Origin of the sequence: Streptomyces sp. NPDC015532 (genome assembly GCF_043078065.1) — a bacterium.
Taxonomy (GTDB): domain Bacteria; phylum Actinomycetota; class Actinomycetes; order Streptomycetales; family Streptomycetaceae; genus Streptomyces.
In genome coordinates this window covers 149011-173641 of the sequence record NZ_JBIBSY010000008.1, presented here as the reverse complement: position 1 = coordinate 173641, position 24631 = coordinate 149011, and the positions used below count along the sequence as shown (strand labels likewise).

The 24631-nt window shown below is 72.2% G+C and carries 24 protein-coding genes and 1 riboswitch; of the genes, 12 read left to right on the top strand and 12 right to left on the bottom strand.

Features of this window, described 5'->3' with window-relative positions:
- Position 1: 1 nt before the first annotated feature.
- The 7 genes from ACF07B_RS24325 to ssuE all read left to right on the top strand — a co-directional run bounded on the left by ACF07B_RS24325 (position 2) and on the right by ssuE (position 6747).
- Complete coding sequence (locus ACF07B_RS24325) at positions 2-892, top strand: ABC transporter permease (protein ID WP_384241237.1); 891 nt, start codon at positions 2-4, stop codon at positions 890-892.
- Positions 889-1803: an ABC transporter ATP-binding protein gene (locus ACF07B_RS24320; RefSeq protein WP_392180473.1), complete on the top strand. Its 915-nt coding sequence runs from the start codon at positions 889-891 to the stop codon at positions 1801-1803. The genes ACF07B_RS24325 and ACF07B_RS24320 overlap by 4 nt, the downstream gene beginning before the upstream one ends.
- Before the next feature lie 71 nt (positions 1804-1874).
- A complete protein-coding gene (locus ACF07B_RS24315; protein WP_392180595.1) occupies positions 1875-2756 on the top strand; it encodes an ABC transporter ATP-binding protein in 882 nt (293 codons plus the stop codon).
- A 27-nt stretch (positions 2757-2783) separates the two neighbouring features.
- Positions 2784-4124 (top strand): LLM class flavin-dependent oxidoreductase, encoded by a 1341-nt coding sequence (locus ACF07B_RS24310; protein ID WP_369480679.1) that lies wholly within the window; start codon positions 2784-2786, stop codon positions 4122-4124.
- Between the two features lie 117 nt (positions 4125-4241).
- Complete coding sequence (locus tag ACF07B_RS24305) at positions 4242-5315, top strand: LLM class flavin-dependent oxidoreductase (protein ID WP_392180472.1); 1074 nt, start codon at positions 4242-4244, stop codon at positions 5313-5315.
- Positions 5312-6088, top strand: a complete 777-nt coding sequence (locus ACF07B_RS24300; RefSeq protein ID WP_392180471.1) for an alpha/beta hydrolase — start codon at positions 5312-5314, stop codon at positions 6086-6088. The genes ACF07B_RS24305 and ACF07B_RS24300 overlap by 4 nt, the downstream gene beginning before the upstream one ends.
- Before the next feature lie 101 nt (positions 6089-6189).
- The gene (gene ssuE, locus ACF07B_RS24295; protein ID WP_362390855.1) at positions 6190-6747 is read left to right on the top strand and encodes an NADPH-dependent FMN reductase; all 558 of its coding nucleotides are present in this window, start codon (positions 6190-6192) and stop codon (positions 6745-6747) included.
- Between the two features lie 231 nt (positions 6748-6978).
- On the opposite strand, the gene ACF07B_RS24290 is transcribed toward ssuE, so the two are convergent.
- The 9 genes from ACF07B_RS24290 to ACF07B_RS24250 form a co-directional block, all read right to left on the bottom strand.
- Entirely contained in the window at positions 6979-8106 is a 1128-nt protein-coding gene (locus tag ACF07B_RS24290; protein WP_392180470.1) for an MsnO8 family LLM class oxidoreductase, read from the bottom strand.
- Between the two features lie 14 nt (positions 8107-8120).
- Positions 8121-9242, bottom strand: a complete 1122-nt coding sequence (locus tag ACF07B_RS24285; RefSeq protein ID WP_392180469.1) for an LLM class flavin-dependent oxidoreductase — start codon at positions 9240-9242, stop codon at positions 8121-8123.
- Positions 9239-10615 (bottom strand): NtaA/DmoA family FMN-dependent monooxygenase, encoded by a 1377-nt coding sequence (locus ACF07B_RS24280; RefSeq protein WP_384242089.1) that lies wholly within the window; start codon positions 10613-10615, stop codon positions 9239-9241. The genes ACF07B_RS24285 and ACF07B_RS24280 overlap by 4 nt, the downstream gene beginning before the upstream one ends.
- 19 nt (positions 10616-10634) lie before the next feature.
- Positions 10635-11843 carry an LLM class flavin-dependent oxidoreductase gene (locus tag ACF07B_RS24275; protein ID WP_392180468.1) on the bottom strand — a complete coding sequence of 403 codons (1209 nt, stop codon included), beginning with the start codon at positions 11841-11843 and terminating at the stop codon, positions 10635-10637.
- Between the two features lie 73 nt (positions 11844-11916).
- Positions 11917-12030, bottom strand: a complete 114-nt coding sequence (locus ACF07B_RS24270; protein ID WP_369480671.1) for a putative leader peptide — start codon at positions 12028-12030, stop codon at positions 11917-11919.
- Between the two features lie 104 nt (positions 12031-12134).
- A complete protein-coding gene (locus ACF07B_RS24265) occupies positions 12135-12920 on the bottom strand; it encodes a GNAT family N-acetyltransferase (RefSeq protein ID WP_392180467.1) in 786 nt (261 codons plus the stop codon).
- Positions 12921-13008: 88 nt separating this feature from the next.
- A complete protein-coding gene (locus ACF07B_RS24260; RefSeq protein ID WP_392180466.1) occupies positions 13009-14034 on the bottom strand; it encodes a transporter substrate-binding domain-containing protein in 1026 nt (341 codons plus the stop codon).
- Between the two features lie 148 nt (positions 14035-14182).
- Positions 14183-15082 (bottom strand): amino acid ABC transporter ATP-binding protein, encoded by a 900-nt coding sequence (locus tag ACF07B_RS24255; protein ID WP_384241614.1) that lies wholly within the window; start codon positions 15080-15082, stop codon positions 14183-14185.
- The gene (locus ACF07B_RS24250; protein WP_392180465.1) at positions 15079-16083 is read right to left on the bottom strand and encodes an amino acid ABC transporter permease; all 1005 of its coding nucleotides are present in this window, start codon (positions 16081-16083) and stop codon (positions 15079-15081) included. Before ACF07B_RS24250 ends, ACF07B_RS24255 begins: the two co-directional genes overlap by 4 nt.
- Positions 16084-16567: 484 nt before the next feature.
- Positions 16568-16712, top strand: a riboswitch (SAM riboswitch).
- Positions 16713-16748: 36 nt separating this feature from the next.
- Here ACF07B_RS24250 and ACF07B_RS24245 point away from each other — a divergent pair.
- Both ACF07B_RS24245 and ACF07B_RS24240 read left to right on the top strand, forming a co-directional pair.
- On the top strand, positions 16749-16814 hold the full coding sequence (locus ACF07B_RS24245) for a putative leader peptide (RefSeq protein ID WP_351121255.1): 66 nt from the start codon (positions 16749-16751) through the stop codon (positions 16812-16814).
- A 111-nt stretch (positions 16815-16925) separates the two neighbouring features.
- A complete protein-coding gene (locus tag ACF07B_RS24240; protein WP_392180464.1) occupies positions 16926-17717 on the top strand; it encodes a glutathione S-transferase C-terminal domain-containing protein in 792 nt (263 codons plus the stop codon).
- Between the two features lie 195 nt (positions 17718-17912).
- Here ACF07B_RS24240 and ACF07B_RS24235 read toward each other — a convergent pair whose 3' ends face one another.
- Complete coding sequence (locus tag ACF07B_RS24235; protein WP_369484570.1) at positions 17913-18779, bottom strand: helix-turn-helix domain-containing protein; 867 nt, start codon at positions 18777-18779, stop codon at positions 17913-17915.
- Positions 18780-18979: 200 nt separating this feature from the next.
- Here ACF07B_RS24235 and ACF07B_RS24230 point away from each other — a divergent pair, with 200 nt between their 5' ends.
- The 3 genes from ACF07B_RS24230 (at position 18980) to ACF07B_RS24220 (ending at position 22028) form a co-directional block, all read left to right on the top strand.
- Entirely contained in the window at positions 18980-19375 is a 396-nt protein-coding gene (locus ACF07B_RS24230) for a cupin domain-containing protein (protein WP_392180463.1), read from the top strand.
- Positions 19376-19797: 422 nt separating this feature from the next.
- Positions 19798-20958 carry an acyltransferase family protein gene (locus ACF07B_RS24225; protein ID WP_392180594.1) on the top strand — a complete coding sequence of 387 codons (1161 nt, stop codon included), beginning with the start codon at positions 19798-19800 and terminating at the stop codon, positions 20956-20958.
- Between the two features lie 113 nt (positions 20959-21071).
- Positions 21072-22028, top strand: coding sequence for an expansin EXLX1 family cellulose-binding protein (locus ACF07B_RS24220; protein ID WP_392180462.1), 957 nt, complete (start codon positions 21072-21074; stop codon positions 22026-22028).
- A 74-nt stretch (positions 22029-22102) separates the two neighbouring features.
- On the opposite strand, the gene ACF07B_RS24215 is transcribed toward ACF07B_RS24220, so the two are convergent.
- On the bottom strand, positions 22103-23341 hold the full coding sequence (locus ACF07B_RS24215; RefSeq protein ID WP_392180461.1) for a PP2C family protein-serine/threonine phosphatase: 1239 nt from the start codon (positions 23339-23341) through the stop codon (positions 22103-22105).
- A gap of 90 nt (positions 23342-23431) precedes the next feature.
- Positions 23432-24190, bottom strand: a complete 759-nt coding sequence (locus ACF07B_RS24210) for an IclR family transcriptional regulator (RefSeq protein ID WP_392180460.1) — start codon at positions 24188-24190, stop codon at positions 23432-23434.
- Positions 24191-24631 lie beyond the last annotated feature (441 nt).

The following is a 24631-nucleotide window of genomic DNA, read 5'->3' as shown; positions in this document are numbered from 1 at the left end:
CATGGTGCGCCGCATTCTCGCCCTCACCTCCGGCAGGATCGCCCTGGCCGTCCTCACCGCGATAGCCGTGCTCGCCGTGTTCGGGCCGCTGCTCGCTCCGCAGAACCCCCTGGCGACCAGCGACCATCCGCTCGCCGCCGCCTCCGGCGCCCACTGGCTGGGGACCGACTACCTCGGCCGCGACGTGCTGAGCCGGCTCCTCGACGGCTCCCGGGTCAGCGTCCTCGGCTCGCTGGAGGTCGCGTTCACGGCCCTGGCCATCGGCGCCGTCCCCGGCATCCTGTCGGTCCACCTCGGCCGGGTCTTCGAATGGGTCACCCTCCGGCTCGCCGACACCCTGGTCGCCCTGCCGTTCCTGCTGTTCGCCGTCGCCGTCGTCGCCCTGCTCGGCAACGGCCTCACCCAGGCGATGCTGGTCACCGGCGCGCTGGTGTCCCCGCTGTTCTACCGCGTGGCCCGCGCGGCCACCCTGGCCGTCGCCCGCTCGCCGTACGTGGAGGCCGCGATCATCTCGGGCGCCTCGACCGGCTGGATCGTACGCCGCCACATCTGGGGCAAGGTCCTTCCGCCGATCGCGGTCGCGCTCGCGCAGACGGTCGGGGTCGGCTTCGTCATCGTGTCGAGCCTGACCTTCCTCGGGATCGGGGTCCAGCCCCCCGCACCCACCTGGGGCGGCCTGCTCGCCTCGGACCTGGGCTACCTCAGCCACCAGCCCTGGGCGCCGCTCGCCCCCGCCCTGCTGATCATGGTGACCGTCTGGGCCTGCAACCTCCTCGCCGACGCCGTCCGGGACGTCTCCGGCGAGGCGGGCCGCACGCCGTCCGCCGACCGCGGCGCACGCGCCGGCCGCCGCACCGAGGCCGACCCCGCTCCCGCAGGAGGTGCGCGATGACCACCCTGTCCGAAAAGCTCCCCACCCAGGCTGCCGGGACGACCGAGGCACCCGCCGGACACCCCGGACACAGTCCCGCCGAACCGGTCCGCTCTTCGTCCCCGGTGCTGGCCGTACGCGATGTGCGCATCGGCGACCCGGCCACCGGCCGGGAGATCGTGCACGGCGTGAGTTTCGCGCTCACACCGGGCCGCGCCGTCGGCATCGTCGGCGAGTCCGGCAGCGGAAAGACCCTCACCTGCCGCGCCGCCCTGGGCATCCTGCCCGCCCCCTTCGAGATCACCGGCGGCTCGGTGGAGATCGACGGCAGCGACATCGCCGGACTGTCCCCGGCCCGATGGACGGACCTGCGGGGCGGGACGATCAGCGCGGTCTTCCAGGACCCGGCGTCCTATCTCAACCCCTCGATCCGGGTCGGGGCCCAGATCGCCGAGGTCGTCCGGGTCAAGAAGGGACTGAAGCGGCGCGCGGCCCGCCGCCGGGCGGTCGAACTGCTGCGGTCGGTCCACCTGCGGGACCCGGAACTCGTCAGCGCCCAGTACCCCCACGAGCTGTCCGGCGGCATGCTCCAACGGGTCCTCATCGCCGTGGCGATCGCCGCCGGACCGCGGATCCTCATCGCCGACGAGGCCACCACCGCGCTCGACGTCACCGTCCAGGCCGAGATCCTCGACCTGCTCGCCGATCTGCGCGAGCGGACCGGACTGGCGCTCGTCGTGGTCTCCCACGACCTGGCCGTCGTCGCCCAGCTGTGCGACGAGGTCCTCGTCATGCGCCACGGCGAGGTGGTCGAACAAGGGCCGACCGCGGACGTACTCCACCGTCCGCGGCACGAGTACACCCGGCTGCTGATCGCCGAACACCAGCAGTACGGCCTGGAGAAGTTCCTCGCGCCCGAGGAGGACGCATGAGCACCGAGACCGCGAGGAACGAAGCCGCGGACACCGAGGCCGTGAACACCGGAGCCACGGACACCCAGGACATGAACACCCGGGCCGTGAACACCGCCCCGGCCGCGGGAGCCACCGTCTCCGGGGGGCCGACCCGGCCCGTCCTGGAGGTCACGGACCTCGAAGTGCGCTACGGACCGCGCCGGCGGCGCCGGCACGCGCTGCGCGGCGTCTCGCTGCGCGTCGTCCCCGGCGAGACCGTCGGGATCATCGGCGAGACGGGCTCGGGCAAGTCCACCCTGGCGCGGGCCGTGCTCGGCCTGGTGCGCGCCTCCGCGGGATCCGTCGTCATCGACGGTGAGGACGTCACGGCCTACGGCGGGCACGGGTGGCGCGCGCTGCGCCGCCGCGGTCTCGTCCAGTACGTCTTCCAGGACCCGCTGCGCAGCCTCGACCCGGACCTCACGATCGAGGCCTCCCTGGCCGAGCCGCTGCTCGTGCGGGGTGTGTCCCGCGACGAGGCCGCACGCCGGGTCCGCGCGTTCCTCGCCCGCGTCCACCTCTCCGAGGACCTTCTCGGCCGGCTGCCCGGCGAACTCTCCGGCGGCCAGCGCCAACGCGTCGCCGTGGCACGGGCGTTGGTCACCGAGCCCCGGCTCGTCATCCTCGACGAGCCGGTCAGCGCCCTGGACTCCGCCAACCGCGTCCAGATCCTGCGGATCCTCCAGGACCTCCGCGACGAGGGTGTGGCCCTCGTCTTCATCTCCCACGACCTCGGTTCCGTCGCCGGGATCGCCGACCGCATCGCCGTGCTGTACCAGGGCGAGCTGGTCGAGACCGGCGCCGCCCGCGAGGTCATCGCCCGGCCCCGGCACCCCTACACCCGCCTGCTGGTCCGTTCCGCCCCCACGCTGCACTCGGCCCCGGCCGACCGGGCCGAACGCGCCGCTCTGCGGGCCCTGCTGAACGTCTGACCCTCCCGATAGACAGGAAGAAACGCCATGCCCCGCACCCTTCATCTCGCCCTGCACCCCTACGGCGTCGGTGGTCCCGGCCAGCACGGTCTGTGGAAGGACCCGCGCGTGGCGAAGAACTCCAGCATCGACATCGACTACTACATCCGGCTCGCGAAGGCGGCCGAACACGCCCTCTTCGACGCGCTGTTCATCGTCGACAGCCAGTTCATCAACGCCACCTATCCGGCGCATTACCTCAATCGCCTGGAACCGCTGACCCTGTTGTCCGCGGTGGCGACCCACACCCGGCACATCGGCCTGGTCGGCACGGCGAGTTCGACGTACAACTCGCCGTTCAACCTGGCCCGCCGGTTCGCCTCCCTCGATCACATCAGCGGCGGCCGGGCCGGCTGGAACGTCGTCACCAGCTTCGACACCGGCACGTCCCGGAACTTCGGACTCGACGAACACCTCGACTACACGACCCGCTACGGCCGCGCCCTGGAGTTCGTCCAGGTCGCCCGCGGCCTGTGGGACTCCTACGAGGACGACGCCTTCCCGGCCGACGTGGCCCGGGGCGTGTTCCTCGACCCGGCCAGGCTGCACGCGCTCGACCACGAGGGCGAGCACTTCAAGGTGGCGGGCCCGCTCAACCTCTCCCGCTCCCCGCAGGGCCAGCCGGTCATCTTCCAGGCCGGGGTCTCCGAGGAGGGCCGTGACCTGGCCGCACAGGTCGCCGAGGGCATCTACGCACCGGGCGGCACCCTCCAGCAGGCCCAGGACTACTACGCCGACATCAAGAAGCGCACCGCTTCCTACGGCCGGAACCCGGACCACATCAAGATCTTCATCCACGGGAGCCCGGTCGTCGCCGCCACCGACGAGGCCGCCCGGCGCCGCGAACGGGAGATCTTCGAGGAGGACAACGACTTCGACCGCAACCTCGCCCTGCTCGGCCGCTCCTTCGGTGCCTACGACTTCAGCGCGCACGACCTGGACGCGCCGTTCCCCGATGTCGCGCACCTCGCGGAGAAGGGCGGCCGCACCGGAGCGTCCGCCCTCATCGAGCGGGCCCGCACCGAGGGCCTGACCCTGCGTCAAGTCGCGGAGTCGGTGAACCAGTTCCGCGGCTCGCCCTTCGTCGGCGCCCCGGAGACCGTCGCCGACACCATCGAGAAGTGGTTCGACGCCGGCACCTTCGACGGCATCAACCTGGCCTTCCGCACCGAGGACGAACTGAACCTCTTCGTCGACGGGGTCGTCCCGATCCTCCAGAAGCGCGGGCTGTTCCGTACCGAGTACGCGGCCGACACCCTGCGCGGCAACCTCGGCCTGCCCGTCCCGGCCAACCGTCACACCCGCGAGCCGCAGCTCGTGAGCGACTGAGATTCGCACCGCGACCGGCCGGTGGACCACGCCTTCGCCCCCACCGGCCGGGGCCACCGGCCCGCACACCCGACAGCCGGCCGGCACGGCGGCCCGACACCGAAAGGCCGACATCCCATGACGAGCGAGCGACCACGTTTCCGGCTCGGCTTCCTCACCCACGTCCAGGGGCGCGATCACGACATCGCCCGTACCTACCGCAACGCGCAGGAACTGTTCGCCGTGGCGGACGAACTCGGCTTCGACGTCGGGTGGGTCGCCCAGCACCACGTCTCCCTCGAGGGCGGCGGGCTGTCCTCGCCCTGGGCCTTCCTCGCCCACGCGGCCGCGCGGACCACCCGGATCCGCCTGGGCACCGCCGTCACCGTCCTCCCGCTGGAGGACCCGGTCCGCCTCGCCGAGGACATCGCCACCGTCGACGCCCTCAGCGGCGGCCGGGTCGAGATCGGCGTGGGCAGCGGATCGAGCGCCCTGGAGTACGCCGCGTTCGGCAAGGACGCCGGCCGCAAGCGCGAACTGACCAGCGAGAACCTCGACGTCCTGCGCCGGGCCCTGGCGCACGACGAGGTGGGCGCACCCGGCTTCCGCATCCAGCCCCGCCCCGGCGACTTCGGCCGCCGCGTCTGGCAGGGCGTCTTCAGCGCGCAGGGAGCCGAGTACGCGGCGCGCCGCGGCTCGAACCTGCTGCTCAACCGGGCGGCCTACGGGTTCGACGCCCCCACCGACGAGGTGCAGCGGCCCTGGGCCGACGCCTTCCTCGCCGCCTGGGACCAGCCGCACCGCCCGCGCATCGGCCTGTCGCGCTTCGTCTTTCCGGCCAAGGACCGGCGCACGGCGCTCCGCGCGATCGGCGACGACGTGCACCGGGCGGCACTGCGCATGTCCGAGAGCGGAGCTTTCCCGAAGGGCCTCGGCGCGGACGAGGCGCTGCGCCGCTTCCACGCCTTCTACGGCCACCCGGACGACATCGTCGCGGCCCTGGGCCGCGAGAAGGTCCTGCCCGTCGCGACGGACCTGATCACCCAGTTCAACCCCGCCGTTCCCGACCACGACGCCGCCGTCCGTGCCCTCGAACTCATCGCGACCGAGGTGGCGCCCGCGCTGGGCTGGAAGCCCGCGCGCCCGGACGAGCCGGCGTCCGTCGAACCCGCACCCGCACCCGCACCCGCACCCGCAGGAGTCTTGAGATGACCGAGTACAGCGATCACCACGGGCCCGAAGGGCTCCTCGTCCGCGGCACGATCCTCGTGGTGCCCGGTCGCGGCGAGACCCGGGCGACCTACGCGCGCCTGGGCGGTCGGCTCGCCGCCGACGCGTACCGCGTCCGGGTGATCGACCCCCCGGCCCTCGACGCCGAGGACCCGGCCGCGTCCCTGACCGATCTGGCGGCCCGGCTCGCCGAGGCCGTCGAGGGCACCTCCGCGAAGGACGGTGTCGTACGGCCGGTCGTCCTGGTGGGGGCGGACTCGGGAGCCGTCGCGCTCGCCGCGCTCTTCGGCGGGGACCTGGCCCCGGCCTCCTGGTGGCCGAACGCCCTCGTCCTCGCCGGTCTTCCCGGCCCGTCCGCGGAGACCGGCGCCGCCGTCGAGACGTGGGACGACGAGCTCGACGTCCGCACCTCGTGCCCCACGCATCGCGGGAACCTCTCCCAGGACGCCCAGGTACGACGCGGGTCGCTCAACGACGCCGTACCGGATTCCCTGGTCACCGCGGCCTACGACAGCGAGACGGCCCTCCCCGCCCTGCTGCTCGTCGGCGACGCCGATCCGCTCGCCGACCACGAGGCACTCGCCGGCCTGGCCAAGTCGCTCCCACTGGCCCGCCTCTCGGTCGTGCACGGCGCCCACCACGACGTCCTCAACGACCTTCAGCACCGCTCGGTGGCGGCCGAGGTCGTCGGCTTCCTCGAAGCGCTGCGGGGCGACCTGCGGCCCCTGATCACCGTGCGGTCGAGCGCCTGGTGAGGCTCGCGGCGGGGCGCGGCGGGGGCCCCTCCGCCGCGCTCGCACCGCCGTTCACCGCGCATCCGCCGCACGCAACCGAATCCCGACCCGGAAGGTCCGCCATGGCCACGATCGTGTCCGTCTCCGGAAGCCCCTCCCCCACGTCCCGCACCACCCGTCTCCTGCGTCACCTCGACGACCGGCTCCGCCTCCACGGGCATGAGGTGATTCCGCTGGAGGTACGCGCCCTTCCCGCCCAGGCACTGCTCGGGGCCGACTTCCGGCACCCCGCGATCGTCGAGGCCGCCGCCCTGTTCGAGGGGGCGGACGGCGTGGTGATCGGCACGCCCGTGTACAAGGCCGCCTACTCGGGCCTGCTGAAGTCGCTCCTCGACCTGCTCCCGCAGTACGCGCTGGCCGGCAAGACCGTACTGCCCCTCGCCACCGGCGGGAGTACGGCCCATGTTCTGGCCATCGACTACGCGTTGCGTCCGGTGCTCACGTCTATGGGCGCGTCGCACATCGTGCCCGGCTGGTTCACCCTCGACAAGGATGTCACCGCGGGCGAGGACGGCACCGCCGTGATCGCGCCCGCCGCGGCCCAGGCGCTGGAACAGGTGACGGACCACTTCTCCGCCGCGCTGGGAGGCCGTACGACCGCTCTCGCGTCGACCGGCTGAACCGGACCCGCCGGCTTCACCCCGCACACCTTTCACCCCGCACACCGTGGATGTCGGTCCCCGGTGCGCGGGGTGAAGCCATGCCATGCGTGGTGCCGGTGTACGCCGATCCCGCGACGGAACGAAAACGGACCGGTCGGCACGGTCGCGCACGCTGTGCGATTCCGTGCCGACCGGTCCGGTCCGGCTCACGGCCGCCGGCGAGGTTCGTCCCCGGCGGCCGACGGCGGCTCACCTCTGGCGCCACTCCTCGGCCAGCAGCTCGTAGGACCGCACCCGGTCCGCGTGCCCGTGGGTGATCGTCGTGATCAGCAACTCGTCGGCGCCGGTGGCTTCCTGGAGCTGCTCCAACTGGTCGGCGACGCGACGCGGTGAGCCGATGAACTGGGTGTCGAGACGGTCCTGGACGAGTGCCCGGTCGGCGTCCGACCAGACGTGGGCGCGCGCCTCGTCCGGCGTGGGGAACTCGATGGCCCCCTCGGCCGTACGGATGCTGCGGACCCAGAGGCCGTATCCCGTGGCGAGCTCACGGGCCGTCTCGTCGTCCTCGGCGACCACGACGTCGGCGGACACGCTGACGTACGGCTTGTCGAGGACCTCGGAGGGCTGGAACGCCGCTCGGTAGCCGTCCACCGCCTCCAGCACGGTGGCCGGACTGACGTGGTAGTTCGCCGCGAACCTGAGCCCGCCGCGGCCCGCGACCTCGGCACTCGTCCCGCCGCTGCTGCCCAGGATCCACAGTTGCAGGTCGGCGCCCTCGCCGGGGACGGCGCGCGCCTGGGTGCCGTCCGCCGAACGGTAGGTGCCCGCGAGCAGCGCGAGGATGTCGTCGATCTGCTCGCCGTAGTCCTGCGACTCGGCGTTGGGCTGCTGGAGGAGGGCGCGCTGGACGGCGACCCGCGGTGAGCCCAGAAGGTGTTCGAAGGAGAAGCGGGGTGGAATGCGGAGTCCGTTCGGGGCGCGGCCGTCGACCACGGGGGTCGCGGTCACGGGCGGAGCGGAAGGCGGGCCGGACGGTTTGCCACCGGAGCGCCCGAGGCCCAGGTCGAGGCGCCCGGGGTGCAGCGCGTCGATCAGGCCGAACTCCTCGACGGTGGACAGGGCGGTGCGGTGGCCGAGTTGCACGGCACCGGAGCCGAGCCGGATGGTCGAGGTCGCGGAGGCGGTCAGGGCGAGGACGACCGCGGGCGAGGTTCCGGCCACGCCCGGGTTCAGATGGTGTTCGGCGAACCAGTAGCGGGCGTATCCGAGACGCTCGGCCCGCCGGGCCAGATCGATGGAGTTGCGCAGGGCGTCGCCGGCGGTGGAGCCGGAGGAGATCGGAACGAGATCAAGGACGCCGAGGGGGATGTCGGACATGTGCGGGGGTCTCCTCAGCGCTCGGCGGATGTACGGACGGGTTCGAGAACGGGTACGGCTTCGGGCGCGGGCCCGGACGGCCCGAGGACCGGCTCCCACGGGAACGGCGGATCGGGAATCTCGCGGCGCAGCACGGGCGCGACGGCGGACTGGAACAGTTCGAGCGAGTCCCTGTGCTGACGGTCGGTCAGTCCCCCGGCGTCCGCGTGCAGATGCAGCACGCTGTGCCCGAACTCGGCGTGGTAGCGGTGCACCTTGTCGATGATCTGCTGGGGGCTGCCGATCAGTGCCGAGCTGCGCTCCACGAAGTCCTCCAGCGAGGTGAACACCGGCTCCAGTCCGAGCCGCTTCTGGAACGCCAGGTTGCCCTCGAAGACGGGCCGGTAGGCGGTGATCGCCTCTTGGGAGGTCCGGGCCGCGTGGATGCCGGCCGTCCCCGCGCCGACCGCGATGGCGGCCGGATCGTGGCCGTAGTGCTCCCAGCGTTCGCGGTAGTGGCGGATCAACTCGGCGTACGGCTCGATGGGGTTGGTGACGTTGGCGGAGAAGAGCGGGTCGCCGTGGCGGGCGGCCAGGTCGACCGACTCCTTGCTGGTGGCGCTGCCGTGCCAGACCCGCACGGGCCGCTGGAGGGGACGGGGCCACACCTCGGCGTCCTTGAGTTCCGGGCGGAAGCGGGTCGCCGCCGTGACCTTGTCCTGCCTCCAGATCCGGCGGAACACCTCATAACTCTCGGCGTTGCGGTCCCACTGGTCCTCGGGGGTGACCTGGAACAGCTCCCGTTGGGCGGCGCCGTTCCCCTTGCCGACGATCAGCTCCAGGCGTCCGCCCGACAGATGGTCGAGCGTCGCGTAGTCCTCGTACGCCCGTACCGGGTCGAGGAGGCTGAGTGTGGTGACCGCGGTGAACAGCCGGATCCGTGAGGTGAGCGCGGCGATGTGGCTGAGGACCACGGGCGGTGAGGACGAGATGAACGGACGCTCGTGCCGCTCCCCCACGCCGAAGCCGTCGAAGCCCAGCTCCTCGGCGAGCAGCGCGTTGTCGATCACCTCGCGGAAGCGGTCGTTCGTGGGTTTCCGGATCCCGGTGACGGGGTGGGGCGCGTGCACGATCAGGGTGATCGCCAGGAACTTCATGACGCCACCCGGTCGGCCGGGCTCCCGGCGTCGGGGTGGTCGAGACCGAGGTGGTCGCGCAGGGTGGTGCCCTCGTACTCGGTGCGGTGGACGCCGCGTTCCTGGAGGAGCGGGACGACCTTGTCGGCGAAGGCGTCGAGTCCGCCCGGGGTGATGTGCGGGACGAGGATGAAGCCGTCGGAGGCGTCCGCCTGGACGAAGTGGTCGATGGTCGCGGCGACCGTGGCCGGGCTGCCGACGAAGGCCTGCCTGCTGCCGGTCTCGATGACGAGGTCGCGGATGGACCACTTGTTGGCGGCCGCCCGCTCCCGCCACTCACGGGCGGTGGCCAGCGGGTCGCGGTACATCCGGACCTGTGCGCGGCCGCGGGCGACGGTGTGTTCGCCGAGGTCCGGATCGATGTCGGGCAGCGGGCCGTCCGGGTCGTAGGCGGACAGGTCGCGGTTCCAGACGAATTCCAGGTGCTTGATGGCGGTGGCACCGCTGACCTGGAGGCGCCGTACCTCGCGGGCGTGCTCCTCGGCCTCGGCGTCGGTGTCCCCGAGCACGAAGGTCGCGGCGGGCAGGATCAGCAGCTGGTCGGAACGGCGGCCGTAGCGGGCGAGACGCGCCTTGACATCGGTGTAGAAGGCCTGGCCCTCCTTGAGCGTGGAGTAGCGGCTGAAGATGGCGTCGGCGCCGGAGGCGGCGAACTCGCGGCCTTCCTCGGAGTCACCGGCCTGGAAGATCACCGGGCGGCCCTGCGGGGAGCGCGGGACGTTGAACTGCCCCTCGATGTCGAAGTGTTGTCCGTGGTGGACGAAGGCTCCGGCCTTGGCGTCGTTCAGGAAGGTACCGCCCGCCCGGTCGGCGACGATCTCGTCCCCCCGCCAGGAGTCGAAGAGCTCGTTGGCCGTGGCCAGGAACTCTTTGGCCCGCGAGTAGCGCTCCTCCTGCGGCAGGAAGCCGCCGCGCCGGAAGTTCTCGCCGGTGAAGGCGTCCCAGGAGGTGACGACGTTCCAGGCGGCGCGCCCGCCGGAGAGGTGGTCGAGGCTGGCGAACTGGCGGGCCACCTCGTAGGGCTCGTTGAAGGTGGAGTTGATGGTGCCGGTCAGACCGAGGTGCTCGGTGACGGCGGCGAGCGCGGTGAGGACGGTGAAGGTGTCGGGCCGTCCGACGACGTCCAGGTCGTAGATGTGTCCGCCCTGTTCGCGCAGGCGCAGGCCTTCGGCGAGGAACAGGAAGTCGAACTTGGCACGTTCGGCGGTGCGCGCGAAGTGCGCGAAGGAGCTGAACTCGATATGGCTGCCGGCCTCGGGGTCGCTCCACACGGTGGTGTTGTTGACGCCGGGGAAGTGCGCCGCGAGATGGATCTGCTTGAGCGGCTTGCTCATGGTCGGGGGTCCTTCCGGCTCAGGCGGTGGTGGCGTAGCGGTTCGCGGGGTGGGCGAGTCCGAGCAGCCCGCGCAGGGTGTCGGCCTCGTAGGCCCGCCGGAAGGCGCCCCGGCGCTGGAGTTCGGGCACCAGACCACGGGTGATCGCGGGGAGGTCGTGTCCGACGACGGCGGGCCTCAGCCGGAAGCCGGACAGCCCCGCCTCGCCGAACTCCTGGAGCAGATCGGCGAGTTCGGCCGGCGTTCCGGTGAAGATCCGCGCGTCGCTGGTGTACGGGTGGCCCGCGAGGGCGTCCAGGCGTTCGCGGCGGGCCTCGGCGGCTCCGGGGGCGTCGTCCAGGAAGACCACGAGGTCGCCGAAGACGTGCACGGTCTCGTCCGCCCGGCCGGCCGCGCTCTGTTCGGCGCGGATCTCCTCGACGACGGCGCGTGCCTGTACGGCGTCGTGCGGGGTGACGTAGCCGAGGTCGGCGGCCCGGGCCACCAACCGGTAGGGGACGGTGGCATGGGCCAGGGCGCTGACGATCGGCTGGCCCTGGGGCGGCCGGGGGGTGATCGAGGGGCCTTTGACGCTGAAGCGTCCGCTCTCGAAGTCGATGTAGTGCAGCTTGTCGCGGTCGATGAAGCGGCCGGTGGCGACATCGCGTATCTCCGCGTCGTCCTCCCAGCTGTCCCAGAGCCTGCGGATCACCTCGACGTAGTCGGCGGCCTCCTCGAAGAGGTCGGTCACGAGCTCCTGCCCGGCGGGCGTGCGGTAGTCCTCGAGTCGGAACGGCGGGAGGGTACGGCGTCCGAAGTGCGCGGCCTCGTTCTGGCGTGCACTGACCTGGACACGTACACCGGCACGGCCGGTGCTCACATAGTCGAGGGTGGCTATCGCCTTGGAGATATGGAACGGCTCTGTGTGGGTGGCCACTACGGTCGGCACCACGCCGATGTGACGGGTCAGTGGCGCGATCCGCGCGGCGATGAGGACGGCGTCCAGGCGTCCGCGGACCTGGTCGGTGCGGCCGTCCGGTTCCGTGGGCGAGGTGGACTGGAGGCCGAGGGCGTCCTCGATGGTCACGAAGTCGAGCAGACCGTGCTCGGCCTCGGTGACCAGATCGGCCCAGTAGGCGGCGGTGAGCAGTTCACCGGGCCGGGCGACCGGTTCGCGCCAGGCGGCCGGGTGCCAGCCGGCGCCGTCGAGGGCGACGGCGAGGTGCAGGGGAGAGCGTGACGAGGACACGGGAGGTGCCTTCCTGATCGGCCGTACGAGGAATCCGGCCCCGGCGAGCGGGGCGGGGCTGCGTGGAGACGGGTCAGGGGCGACAGAGCGCGCCGGCGACCCGCAGCAGATCGATGTGCGGCCGGCCGTACAGATGCAGGGGGCGGGGTGCGAGCGGCCTCGGCACACGGCGGGACGCACGGCGCATGTGCCTCGCCTCCGCCCTCTCGGCCCGGCGCTCCCGGGTTCGTCCTCCGCGCGACCCTCGCGGGTCCCCGACAGGGCGCCGCACGGTCGTGAACAGTCCCAACCTCACGGGCGCGTCTTTTCTTCCGGCTGCCCGGCCTCTTCTCGCGCCGCGGACACCGTCCGCTGTCCGCCGGGTGTGCGGACGAGCACGAACCGCGTGCGGCGGCGCAGGGTGAACCCGATCGACTCGTAGAGCCGGATCGCGTTCGTGTTGTCGGCGGCGGCGTGCAGGAAGGGGATGTCCCCGCGCTCCCTGATCCCCGCCGCGACGGCGCGGACGAGGCGGGTGGCCAGCCCTCGGCCTCGGTGGCCGGGGTGGGTGCACACGGCGCTGATCTCGGTCCAGCCCGGCGGGCGCAGACGCTCGCCGGCCAGGGCGATCAGTTGGCCGCCCTCCCGGATGCCCAGGTAGGTACCGAGTTCGACGGTACGGGGCAGGAAGGGGCCCGGCCGGGTGAGGGCGATCAGGTCGAGGATCTCGGGCACCTCGGCGAGTCCGAGCCGTACCGCTTCGGGCGCGGGCTCCGAGTGCAGCGCGGTGGCGGTCAACTGGACCCCGTCGCCGCTGTGTTCGATCGTCCAGCCATCGGGTACGGCCCGCACCGCGGTGACGGGGGTGACCGCGCCCGGACCGACCAGCGCGGCCAGGTCGTCCCACGCGCGGGGATCGGCGGGGTCGGCGAGGGCGGTGAACGGGGACACGTCCGTGGGATAGCGGACGGCCCGGCCGACGCGCTCGGCGAGGTGGGCGTGCGGACCGGTCAACGCGGCCCACGCCGCGTTGTCCAGGACGTGCGGTGGGGCAGGAGTCGGGGAAGGGACGGGGGCGGCGTGGACGCTGGTGGACATGGCGGTGCGGGTTCTCCGTATCTGGAACGCGGCCGGACGCGCCCCGGGACTTCGTCGCGCACGGCGAAGTCCCGGGGCGCGCGGTGGCTCAGGAGTTGTCGAGCGGCAGGCCGGGCGGGTTGACCTGGGAGGTCTCCACCGCCTCGTTGGAGAGGTTCCAGGAGGCCAGCCACTTGCCGTACTGGCCGTTCTTGATCAGGTAGTTGATGGCGTCGGCCACCGGCTTCGCGAGCCCGCTGTCCTTCTTCGCGGTGGCCGCGATCAGGCCCTGGATCGTCTCGCCCGCGCCGGAGAACTGACCCGCGTTGCGGGTCGGGTGGGGGGACTTGGCGTTCTGGATGGCGCGATAGGCGACAGCCGGGTTGGGGCCGAAGAAGGAGTCGATCTTCCCGCTGTTCAGGGCCAGGGCCGTGGCGTTGTTGTCCTGGTAGTACTTGACGGTGAACTTCTTGCCCGCCTTGGCCAGCTTCGCCTTCCACTCCAGCAGGATCTTCTCCTGGTTGGTTCCGGCACCCACCGCGACGGTCTGGCCGGCCAGGTTCCGGTAGTCGCCGTCGAAGTTCCACGTGCTCTTCTTCAGGACCTCGAAGGCGAGGTTGTCCTGCCGGTACGAGGCGAACTCGTACTTCTTCTTGCGCTCCTCGGTGTCGGTGACGTTGGAGAAGGCGACGTCCACCTTGCCGCTGTCGACGCCGACGAACAGGTTCTCCCAGGTCGAGTTCTTCACCACCGGCTTCAGCCCGAGGACCGCGGCGACCAGCTTGCCGAGGTCGGGTTCGCTGCCGGTGAGCGTCTTCTGGTCCTGTCCGACGAAGTTCAGGGGCGGGGATCCGGCGGGCAGTGCGCCGATCCCCACCACCAACGTGCCTCTCTCGGCTACGGACTTGGGCAGCTCATCGCTGATCGACTTCACCTCGGAGACCTTCAGCACGGTCTCCTTGGCGGCCCCGTTGGAGAGCGCGCCCACGGTCACGGTTCCGGCGGCGTCGGTCCGCGTCCGGGTGGCGGCGTCGCTGTCTGCCCCGCACGCGGCGAGGGAGGCCGCGAGGGAGGCGACGGCAGCGGTGGCGGCGACGCCGCGAAGGGCCTTGCGGTTCAGGCTGAAGGTGGGCATGGCTGTCCTTATCGGGTGTGCGGTGAGGGATGTGGGGGAACGGTCCCGGCGGGCCGTCGAATCGGGGGGCCGCCCCGCCCGCGGGTCGGGGCGGCGAGGCGGGAGCGCCTCGGCGAGAGGCTTCTCGCCGCGCGCCGAGAGGAAGCGGTCAGAGCACCTTGCTCAGGAACTCTCTGGTGCGCGCTTCTCGCGGATGGTCCAACACCTGCTCGGGCGGGCCCTGTTCGACGATGCGCCCGTCGTCCATGAAGACCACCCGGTCGGCGATCTCGCGGGCGAAACCGATCTCGTGGGTGACGATGACCAGGGTCGTGCCGCTGTGGGCCAGATCCTTGATGACGGCGAGAACCTCACCGACCAGTTCGGGGTCGAGCGCCGACGTCGGTTCGTCGAAGAGGATGACTCCGGGCCGCAGGGCGAGCGCGCGGGCGATGGCCACGCGCTGCTGCTGACCGCCCGACAACTGCCGTGGGTAGGCGGCGGCCTTGTCGGCCAGGCCCACCCGGGCGAGCAGATCGCGGGCCAGTTCCCGCGCCCCGGCCCTGGACAGCCGCCCGGTCGCCACGGGAGCGGCGGCCACGTTGTCCAGCACGGTCAGGTGCGGGAAGAGGTTGAAGTTCTGGAACACGAACCCGATCCGGCTGCGCTGGGCCAGGATGGCCCGCTCGCTCAGCTCCTTGAGTCGATCGCCGTGCCTGCGGACGCCGATGAGCTCACCGTTCAGGCTCACATGGCCGATCTCGGGCTTCTCCAGGTGGTTGATCACCCGTAGGAGGGTGGACTTTCCGGAGCCGGACGGGCCGAGGACGACCGTCACCTCGCCGGGCCGCACGGTCAACTCCACACCGTCCAGGACCCGGTGGGCTCCGTACCACTTGTGCACATCGTGCACCTCGACCGCGGCCGGCTCCGCCCGGAGTGCTCCGGCGCTGTCGGCGGTCGCCGCGGTGTCCTCCGCCCGGACGGCGGCGGTCGACGCCGTGTCCGCCGCCTCGGCGGCCGGGGCCGTCCCTGCCCGCACTGTCGTCAGACGCGTCTCGCCGCTCATATCGCCGTCTCCCTCTGGAACCGGGCCCGCACGTCACGCAGACCGTTCCGCGCCTTCTGCAACGGAGTCGGCGGCAGGGTGCGCAGCGCGCCCCGCGAGTAGTACCGCTCGACGTAGAACTGGATGACGGACACGACGCTGGTGAGGATCAGATACCAGGCGGTGGCCACGAGGAGCAGCGGCACAATGTCGCCCGGGTAGGTGCTGCCCATGCTCTGCACGGAGCCGAACAGGTCCAGCAGGGACACGTAGAAGACCAGCGAGGTGCCCTTGATCAGGCCGATCAGCTGGTTCACGTAGTTGGGGGTGATGGAGCGCAGCGCCTGCGGGAAGACGATCTTCCCGAACTGGTACCGCTTCGGCAGTCCCAGGGCGGAGGCCGCCTCGTGCTGGCCCTGGTCGACGGAGAGGAGCCCGCCGCGCACCACTTCGGAGGCGTACGCCGCTTCGTTCAGGCTCAGTCCGACGACGGCGACGGCCATGTCGGTGGCCAGGCGGGACTCGTCGAAGGTGAAGAACGCCGGCCCGAACGGAACGCCCACGCTCAACGTCTGGTACAGGGCACTGAAGTTGTAGAGGAACAGCAGGACCACGATCAGCGGCACCGACCGGAACAGCCAGGTGTAGACCCAGCTGACCGCGCGCAGCACCGGGCTCCGGGAGAGCCTGGCCAGAGCCAGCACGATGCCGCCGAGCAGGCCCAACACGGCGCTGTAGGCAGCCACTTCGAGGGTGATGAGCAGGCCGTCGAGGATGGTCGGACGGAAGAACCAGTACTGGAACCGATCCCACTGGTAGAAGGGGTTGGTCACCAGGCCGTGGGCGATCTGGGCGACCAGCACGAGCACGACGGCCGTGATGATCCAGCGGCCGGGACGCCGGAGCGGAAGGACCCGCTGGGCCGCCAGTGGCTTGGGCCCGGCGGGGAAGTCGGTACGGGGGATCGCCTCGGCGGGCGTCGCTGCTCCGAAGGACACAGCGCTGCCGGGAGGTTGACTCATGGAGAGCTCCAGCGGATTCGGACACCCCGGACCACGGAGCGGCAGCGCCACGCCGAGCCGGACGGCTCAGGGCGCGGCGAGGCGCGGGCACACGTGGAACGGGGGCTGGACGGGAAAGGACACATCGCGACAGCGGTGGTCGTCGAGGAGGAGAGCCGTCAGCCCGCGGTCGTCAAGGACCCGAAGGGGCCGTCAGCCTCGGCTGAGGGAGCGACACATGCCCGTACAGAGGGCGCTGTTGACACGCAGCAGGTCCACGGAGCGGTCGGCGCACAGCACATCACGGCCGAGGCGCCGCCATGCGGCCGTCCCGTCAGCTGTGTGCATCGCCGTCACCATTTCTTCTCCGGCCGAAAAGGCATCCTGTGGTGGGCCGCAGGTTAGGCCCGCGCCGAAAACAATGTCAATGCGGGTGACCACCAGGTGAGACCGCGCGTGCGGCCTCCTTGACGGCACAACAGAGCGCACCGAGACTGGCATGGACGGTCACGATTGTCAGCGCCCACGGTGCGGGTCCGCCCGCCCCAGTGGTCATCGGCCCCGGCCCGCTGACAGGCAACCCTTCCACCGCGACGGGGTGCCCCGGGTGACGACCGGGTCCCGCCGGTGCGGTGGGGCAAGTGCGGTCTCGCGTCTCGCGAGCCCCGAAGTCGGGACCGGTGGGAATGCCAAGGAACGGCTTGACGAGGCGCCTGCACATCGATCTGTTGCGTGTCTCCAGCGCTTACTGATTCGCGGCCGGTCCGTGCGATCCGGACCGGTGCGACCAGCGCAGTCAATCCGCATCCGGCCGCCGGTGCCCACAAAGCGGCGGTGGCTTCCTTCTTCCCCCAGGGAGAGTCATGCCCGAGACAGCTTCGCGCACGTCCAGCACTGCCAACGCACGCCCCTGTGAGCAGATTTCGTTCCCCTCGGCCCTTCGCCTCCAGCCGGCGGTGGCATCGTCCGCCCTCCCGCACCGCGTCGACAGCCGCATCGGTGTCGGTCTCGCCGGCGGCTTCTACCCGGCTCCGCACCGCTACGAGCTGTATCTGTCGCGGAGTTGTCCGTTCTCGCTGCGTATCGCCATCACCCTCGGCCTGCTCGGCCTGCGGGACTCGGTCGCCACGACGCTCCTGGCCGACCCCGCGCGGACACCCGACGCCTTCGCGTCGCTGCGCCGCGCCTACGAGGCCACCGAGTACCACTTCGACGGACCGCTCACCGCTCCCGCCCTGTGCGACCGGTGGAGCGGACGCATCGTCAGCAACCACCCGCCCGCCATCCTCCGCGATCTGGCCGGACTGTTCTCCGGTCACACCACGACGAGCCCGTCCGCGCTCCGCCCTCCGTCCCTCGCCGCCGACATCGAAGCGCTCCGCGATCTGCTGGACCGCGATGTCACCGCGTCCGCCCCGGCCTCGGAGCTCGCGGCGGCCCTGGACCTGCTGGACTGCCAACTCGCTTCGAAGCCCTACGTGTTGGGTGACACGCTCACGGCGGCGGACGTGGACGTGTGGACGGCTCTCACCGGGCTGGGCCCCTCCGGCGCCCTCGGCTCGCATCCCCGGCTCCTGGACTACGTACGCCGTCTCGGCGATCACCCCGCCTTCCGGCACGGCAGTGATGTGGTGCGCCCGACGGCGGACGTCTGACACTCCCGCCGAAGCGGGCGTGCCGGGCCGGCGGACGGTTCCGCGGGACGCTGAACGCCGGGCCGGAGACACCGGCCCGGCGGCCGCACGGATCACCAGGCGGAGAACCGGCGCGCATCCACGCCCGCCTGCGGCGGGCGGTTCTGCCTGATCGCCCGGCCGAAGGACCCTGCGGGCCGTGGCCCGCTTCGGGGTTCAGCCGCCGGCCCGCTCCACCGGAATCCACACCTCCGCGTCCGCGTGCGTACCGTCCTCGGACACCCGGGTGCGCGAGAGCGACGGGCCCGGCCGGCTCCGGTACGGGTTCGAGGGGAACCACTGCGTGTACACATCCCGCCAGAGGTGCTGGACCGCCGTCGGGAACGCGCCCGAGGACTCGAACACCGCCCACGTCCCCGGCCCGACGTCGAGGCTCTCCGAAGCCCCGGGCACCTCCGCGTCGCTCACCACCCCCTGGAAGTAGCCGATTTCGGTGCCCTCCGCATCGTCCGCGGAGTGGTTGCTGACGGCGGCCAGGACACCGCCGGGCTCCCCGTCCGCGTACTCCTGCCAGCGCCCCAGCGTCTCCTTGCCGATTCCTTTGACGAACTCCACGATGGCCGGGTTCATCCCCTCGTAGACCAGCGGGACCCGTGTCCCCCTGCCCACGAGCCGGAACCCGCCCTTCTCCACCACGCGGTACCGCATGCTGCCGCTCCCTTCGACGATCAGCCGGAAGGACATCCGTGGCTGGGAGTGCAGCGCCGCGCCCGTCCGCCGCGCCTCGCCGGGTCCGACCCCGTGCACGGCGCGAAAGGCACGCGCGAACGCCTCGCCCGAGCTGTACCCGTACCGCACCGCGACCTCCAGCAGCGTCCGCTCCCCGGCGAGCACTTCGGCCCCGGCGAGCGTGAGCCGCCGGCGGCGGATGTACTCGGAGAGCGGGATGCCCGCCAGCGCGGAGAACATCCGCCGGAAGTGGTACTCCGACGTCATGGCGATACGGGCCAGCCCGGCCACGTCGATGGGCTCACCGAGGTGTTCCTCGATGTGGTCCATGGCCTGATTCAGCCGCTCCAGCACTCCTGGCCGTCCTTCCCTCACTGATCTCCACGCTAGGGCGGTCCCACTGTGCCGGACCCGACATTCCGTGCCCGGTGCGGTCGGGTCCGCTCGCCGCCCGTATGTCCCGCCCGACGCGAGGCGCACCCGCGCAAGACGACGCCGCCATGGGCGATTCCCAGCACTCGCGCCGGCCGTGCGAAACGGCTCAGGATGAGCCCATGAGCAGCGAACCCATTCCCCTCGGCAAGGCTCTGGCCTCCTTCGACGCCCTGTGGAGCCCCCGCATCGTCACGCGCGTCAACGACTACGACGTCCGCGTCGCCAAGGTCGCGGGCGAACATGTCTGGCACGTCCACGACGACACCGACGAGTTCTTCCTGGTACTCGACGGCGAGCTGCACATCTCGTTGCGCGAGCCCGACGGGGAGCGCACGGTCCTGCTCCCGCAAGGGGCGGTCTTCACCGTTCCCCGGGGCACGGAGCACAAGCCGTTCGCTCCCTCCGGCGCCGCGATCCTCATGTTCGAGCCCGCCGGGACACCGACCGTGGGCGATCGCCACGACGAGATCCCGGACCACGTGGACTCGACGACCGGACACGCACTCGGCACCTGAGCCGACGGGCGGCGGGCCCGCGCTCCTTCCACGGGCGCCGGCCCGTCGCCGGGCCGGTCCCGTTCACCGACTGCCCGGTGTCCGGCACCCCGGGCGGCCGGCCGGCGCGTAGGCGATCCCGGCGAAAGCCGTCTCCTGAGGGCGTGTCCCGTACCGCTCCGCGGCGTGTCCGCACTTCGATGGGGAGTCCAGGGCCTCGCGAGCCGAGCGCCGGCGAGCCGCGGACCGGGCCGCACGGCCCGCCGTGCCCTTCCCGGCCGGGCCTGCGCACCCGTCACCCACAGGACCCGGTCCAGGCAGGCACGTTCATGGCACCCGCACCTCCCGTTCCCCAGCGTCTTTCACCGCGGCCCTCCCCGGCGTCGGGCCCACCCGCGTCCGGCGGCTCGGGCGCTCCCCCACGCCTGGGCTGGCTGGACGCCCTGCGCGGGATCTCCGCGCTCCTCGTGGCGGTCGACCATTCCTCGTACGCCTTCATGGCCGAGTTCCGGGAGCAGGTGACGCCCCAGCTGAACATCGGGCGGTACGGGGTGATGGTGTTCTTCCTGGTGAGCGGCTACGTCATCCCCGCCTCGCTCGAACGCCGGGGCTGCGTGAGGACCTTCTGGATCGGGCGGGCCTTTCGCGTCTACCCGCTGTGGGCCGCCGTGGTGGGCTCGGTCCTCGCGCTGGATCTCCTGGGCGTCGCGCATCCGGGCGCTCGCTTCGACGGGCGCGATCCCCTCACGGTCGCGGTCGCGCATGTCACCCTCCTCCAGGAACTGCTGGGGACGCCGAGTGTCGTCCTCGTCCTGTGGACGCTGTCGTACGAGCTGGCGTTCTACCTGCTGGTCGTCGCCCTGTTCACGGTCCGGCTGCACCGGCGTTCGGCGACGGTCGCGGTGGTTCTGGGAGCGCTGGCCGCCGTGAGCGCGACGGTGGCGTTCGTGCCGCCCGCGTCGGCGCTCTCCCGCGCGGTCGGTACCGGCCCGCTCGTCGCGCTCGCCGCGGCGGCGCTGGTGTTCGCCGTCCGCTGCGGGAGTTCCACGACGTCGGCGCTGCGGGTGCCGGGGGCCGTGACCGGTGGCGTGCTCGCGCTGGTCCTGGTCCCCTTCAACGGCACCGTTCCGCTCTGGGAAGGCCTGGTGATCCTGGCCGTGATGTTCCTCGGCACCGCCGTCCGGCGGGCGGAGAGCGGGGAGAGCACCTGGCCGTGCGCGGCCCGCACCGCCGCCGTCGTGCTGGTCTGCGCCGTGGGCAGCGCGTACGAGCACGGCGAGACGGCCCCCTTCGCACGGCGCGGCTGGATCGCCGCCTTCCTGCTGGCCGCGCTCACCTTCGGCGTGGCCCTCGCGCTGCGCCGCCGGAGATTTCCGCGCGCGCTGACCTGGCTGGGGACGGTCAGCTACTCGGTGTACCTGGTGCATCCGGTCCTGCTGGCGGTGAGCGACAGCGTGATCGGCCGGTACCGGCGCGACAGTCCCCTGCTGGAGGCGGCGTTCTTCGCCGTGCTGCTGCCGTTGGCCGCGCTGACCCGTCGTCTCGTCGAGGTGCCGGGTCTGGCCCGGGGCCGGAGACGGATCCGCCGTCCGCGTGCGACGTGACGCCGTGAGCGCGTGGTCCGCACGAGACATCCCCGGGGAAGGGGCGGCAACCTTTTCGCCTCCGGCGGCGACTGACGGACACATCACCGGCTCGATCCTCCGAACGGATGCGCATGAAGGAAACGAGGCAGGCCGCGCGACGGCACGGTCGTCGGCGGACGCTGTGGGCCCTCACCCCGGTCGCGCTGGTCACGGTCGGTGCTCTCATCTGTCTGGCCGTGGCGTTCCGGCCCGGCCACCGGGCCGATACGGCGGACACGGCGGCCTCGGCCGCCGCCGGTCCCCGCGGGTCCGCGGCTCCCGTCCGGGAGTCCGCGCCCGGATCGGCGTCCCCCACGGTGACCCGGTCGCCCGGCTCGGCCGACTCCCCGACCGCGACGGCCCGCCCCTCCACCGCGTCGGCGCGGCCGTCCGCCCCGGACGCCTCCGGGACCACGGCGACGACGGCCTCGCTCGCGGGACGGATCCGCCCGGGAGTCGGCTACCGCGGAGTGGCGACCACGTACGACGCCGGGACCGGCGACGGCGCCTGCTCCTACGGTCCGAGCGACGATCTGATGACGGCGGCGATGAACCACACGGACTACGAGACGTCCAAGGCGTGCGGGGCCTACGTACTCGTGCGCGCGGCCGGCGGCGCGACCGTCACGGTCCGGATCACCAACGAATGCCCGGCGGGCTGCGCTCCCGGGCAGCTCGACCTCAGCGCCCAGGCGTTCGCCCGGCTCGCGAACCCGGCGGCCGGCCGGATCCCGATCACATGGAAGCTGCTGAGCCCCGGCGGTTCCGGCACGCTCTCGCTCCGCTACAAGACCGGGTCCAGCCGCTATTGGTGCGCGCTCCAGGTGATCGGCCACCGCAATCCGGTGGCCCGGCTGGAACTGCGCGTCGGCGGTGGATGGCGACGGCTGCCTCGCACCGACTACAACTACTTCCTCGCCGAGGACGGCGGCGGGTGCGGGGGCACGATCAGGATCACCGACATCTACGGTGAACGCCTGACCGTCGACGGCGTCGCGCTGCGCCCCGGCACCGCGCGGACGACCGGGCTCCAGTTCGCCCGGCACTGAGCGGTGCGGGGAGTGCGCCCCCCTCGCACGCCGGAGCGCATTCGAGGTGAAGGCGCCGCCCTCGCCGGGACGGCCTACTTCGCGCTCCTGGCGCAGCCCACACCCGCCGCGGGCGGCCGGGGCGGGTACGGGACGGTGACGGAGCCGCCGCCCGCGGCGACCGCGGGTGCCGGCTCGGCGGAGGCCGGCATGCGGAGCAGCAGCAGGGCCGCGTCGTCGTGCAGCCGGCCGCCCACATGGGCCTGGAGCTCGGCGTCGAGCGCGGCGAGCGTGGAGGCCGGCTCGTCGGACACGTGCCGTGCCAGCCCTTCCGCGAGGGCGTAGAACTCGCGGCCGTGGTCGCGGGCCTCGGTGACCCCGTCGGTGTACAGCAGGAGCTGGTCGCCGTCGGCGAGGGGCAGCACCTGGAGGCTCGGGGTCTCCCCCGTCAGGGCGCGCAGCCCGAGCGGCGGGGCGGGGTTGACGGGGTCGACCGAGGCGACGCTCCCGGACGCGCGGACGTGCAGCGGGGGCGCGTGTCCGCAGTTGACGACCTCCAGCCGGCCCGGTTCCGGGTACCCGGCGACCACGGCGGTCACGAAGTCGTCGTAGCCCAGGTTGCGCGCCAGACTCCGCTCGATCCGGGTGACGACGGTGAGGAGATCGGGTTCGTCGTAGGCCGCCTCACGGAAGACGCCGAGGACGAGCGCGGCCGTGCCCACGGCCGGCAGTCCCTTGCCCCGGACATCGCCGATGATCATGCGGACCCCGTACGGCGTCGGCACCAGCGCGTAGAGGTCCCCGCCGATCCGGGCCTCCGCCGCGGCGGCGCTGTAGCGGACGGCCACCTGGAACGGTCCGACGCTCGACGGTATGGGTGCGAGCACAGCGTGCTGGGCGGCCTCCGCGACGGAGCGGACGGCCGCGAGGACCCGCTCCCGGCGCCAGCGCAGCGCGCTGGCCAGGGCGCTCGCCAGGGTGACGGCCGCCAGGGCGGACAGGACGGCCATGAGCTCGGCACCCGGAACGCCGTCCCGGGTGCCGAGCACCGCGCTCAGCGCCGCGGCCAGCAGGCCGACGCACAGCACTCCGAGCGGCCGGCTGGTGGTGGCGGCCAGCGCGGGTCCCGCGGCCAGCAGCGGCAGCCAGATCATCCCCGCTCCCCCGGCCAGGTCGACGAGCACGATGGCGCTGACGACCAGTAAAGGCAGCACCGGGGTGCCGAAGGCGAGATGGGCGGCGCGCTTGCGGGCCGCCGCGCCGGAACCGCTCCCTCGGTTCCTGAACGTCCACTTGGGTCGGGGCTCGCTACCGTGCTCTCGGGCCTGACTCATGTTCGTCCGCAGTCCTCACCTGGGTTCATCCCTGAATGTCCGGTTGATCCAGGAAAGACGTTCGAGGCGTGACCCGCAAGCACGGAGATTTCAAATAGTGAGTGACAGGCCCCTGGTCACCCGGTTCGCGGTCGGGATCAGTCGCGTCAGGACTTCGTCGAGCCGGGACAGCCGCTCGACGGGGAGTGAGACGCCGAGCGAGCCGAGCGTGTCCCCGCTGTAGACGGGTACGGCCACGCAGACGGTACCGAGAGCGTACTCCTCCAGGTCCGTGACGGCCGGGGCCACCGGTGACGAGGCGAGGTGGCGCAGCAGCTCCCGCCGTGTGGTGATGGTCCGCGGGGTGAGGTCGGCGAGGGTGTGCCGGGCGAGGTAGTCGTTGCGGGACTCCTCGTCCAGCTCCCGCAGTACGGACTTGCCCAGCGCGGTGGCGTGCCCGGCGTCCTCGAAGCCGACCCACAGGTCGACCCGGGGCGCCCGGGGCCCGTCGACGATCTCGGCGACCCTGATCTCACCGTCCTCGTAGAAGGTGAGGTAGGCGGCCGAGGCGAGCTCGTCGCGCAGGGCGGCGAGCGTGGGACGGACGCGGCTGAGCAGCGCCTGCCCCCGGCTCTGCGTCCGCAGCGTCTGCATCTTGTCGCCCAGGATGAATCCGCCGTCGTCGAGTTTGCGGATGTAACCGTCGTGGACGAGGGTCCGGAGCAGGTGATAGGCGGTGGCCAGCGGCAGCTCGGCCTCGCGCGCCAGCTGTTTGGCGGGCGCGCCGTTCTCGTGCGCGCTCACCGCTTCCAGCAGGCGGAAGGCCCGCTGAACGGAGGTGATGAGCGTGGGCCCGTCGCGAGCTCCCATGCCCCCAGCGTGCGCCGAGGTCACGGCGCAGGCAAGGCGTCACCGGATCCGGTGGACATCATCCCGCCCTCCCGGGCCTCGGGACCGCCGTTGCCGTGAGGCCCGGAGGTACGCGAGCCGAGGGCGCGAAGAACGAGGCCGGACGCCCGGCCGAGGGACGAGGCCGGGCACCCCGGGGCGCCGCTTCCTCGCCGCCCAGGCCACGGTTCCGTCGATTCCCGGGACCGTCGATGATCCCGGGCCGAGCGCGGAACGGCGGTCTCGGGAGAGACGCCGGTCACGGGAGGGACGCCGGTCTCGGGCGGACGCCGCTCTCGGGCGGACGCCGCTCTCGGGCGGACGCCGCTCTCGGGCGGACGCCGCTCTCGGGCGGACGCCGCTCTCGGGCGGACGCCGGTCTCGGGCGGACGCCGGTCTCGGGCGGACGCCGCTCTCGGGCGG

Coding starts and splice junctions, on each gene's coding strand:
- ACF07B_RS24210 (WP_392180460.1), bottom strand. CDS start 24,190: ATGGGAGCTCGCGACGGGCCCACGCTCATCACCTCCGTTCAGCGGGCC.
- ACF07B_RS24215 (WP_392180461.1), bottom strand. CDS start 23,341: ATGAGTCAGGCCCGAGAGCACGGTAGCGAGCCCCGACCCAAGTGGACG.
- ACF07B_RS24260 (WP_392180466.1), bottom strand. CDS start 14,034: ATGCCCACCTTCAGCCTGAACCGCAAGGCCCTTCGCGGCGTCGCCGCC.
- ACF07B_RS24325 (WP_384241237.1), top strand. CDS start 2: ATGGTGCGCCGCATTCTCGCCCTCACCTCCGGCAGGATCGCCCTGGCC.
- ACF07B_RS24220 (WP_392180462.1), top strand. CDS start 21,072: ATGAAGGAAACGAGGCAGGCCGCGCGACGGCACGGTCGTCGGCGGACG.
- ACF07B_RS24305 (WP_392180472.1), top strand. CDS start 4,242: ATGACGAGCGAGCGACCACGTTTCCGGCTCGGCTTCCTCACCCACGTC.
- ACF07B_RS24285 (WP_392180469.1), bottom strand. CDS start 9,242: ATGAAGTTCCTGGCGATCACCCTGATCGTGCACGCGCCCCACCCCGTC.
- ACF07B_RS24265 (WP_392180467.1), bottom strand. CDS start 12,920: ATGTCCACCAGCGTCCACGCCGCCCCCGTCCCTTCCCCGACTCCTGCC.
- ACF07B_RS24310 (WP_369480679.1), top strand. CDS start 2,784: ATGCCCCGCACCCTTCATCTCGCCCTGCACCCCTACGGCGTCGGTGGT.
- ACF07B_RS24250 (WP_392180465.1), bottom strand. CDS start 16,083: ATGAGTCAACCTCCCGGCAGCGCTGTGTCCTTCGGAGCAGCGACGCCC.
- ACF07B_RS24270 (WP_369480671.1), bottom strand. CDS start 12,030: ATGCGCCGTGCGTCCCGCCGTGTGCCGAGGCCGCTCGCACCCCGCCCC.
- ssuE (WP_362390855.1), top strand. CDS start 6,190: ATGGCCACGATCGTGTCCGTCTCCGGAAGCCCCTCCCCCACGTCCCGC.
- ACF07B_RS24255 (WP_384241614.1), bottom strand. CDS start 15,082: ATGAGCGGCGAGACGCGTCTGACGACAGTGCGGGCAGGGACGGCCCCG.
- ACF07B_RS24315 (WP_392180595.1), top strand. CDS start 1,875: ATGAACACCCGGGCCGTGAACACCGCCCCGGCCGCGGGAGCCACCGTC.
- ACF07B_RS24300 (WP_392180471.1), top strand. CDS start 5,312: ATGACCGAGTACAGCGATCACCACGGGCCCGAAGGGCTCCTCGTCCGC.
- ACF07B_RS24320 (WP_392180473.1), top strand. CDS start 889: ATGACCACCCTGTCCGAAAAGCTCCCCACCCAGGCTGCCGGGACGACC.
- ACF07B_RS24230 (WP_392180463.1), top strand. CDS start 18,980: ATGAGCAGCGAACCCATTCCCCTCGGCAAGGCTCTGGCCTCCTTCGAC.
- ACF07B_RS24280 (WP_384242089.1), bottom strand. CDS start 10,615: ATGAGCAAGCCGCTCAAGCAGATCCATCTCGCGGCGCACTTCCCCGGC.
- ACF07B_RS24240 (WP_392180464.1), top strand. CDS start 16,926: ATGCCCGAGACAGCTTCGCGCACGTCCAGCACTGCCAACGCACGCCCC.
- ACF07B_RS24290 (WP_392180470.1), bottom strand. CDS start 8,106: ATGTCCGACATCCCCCTCGGCGTCCTTGATCTCGTTCCGATCTCCTCC.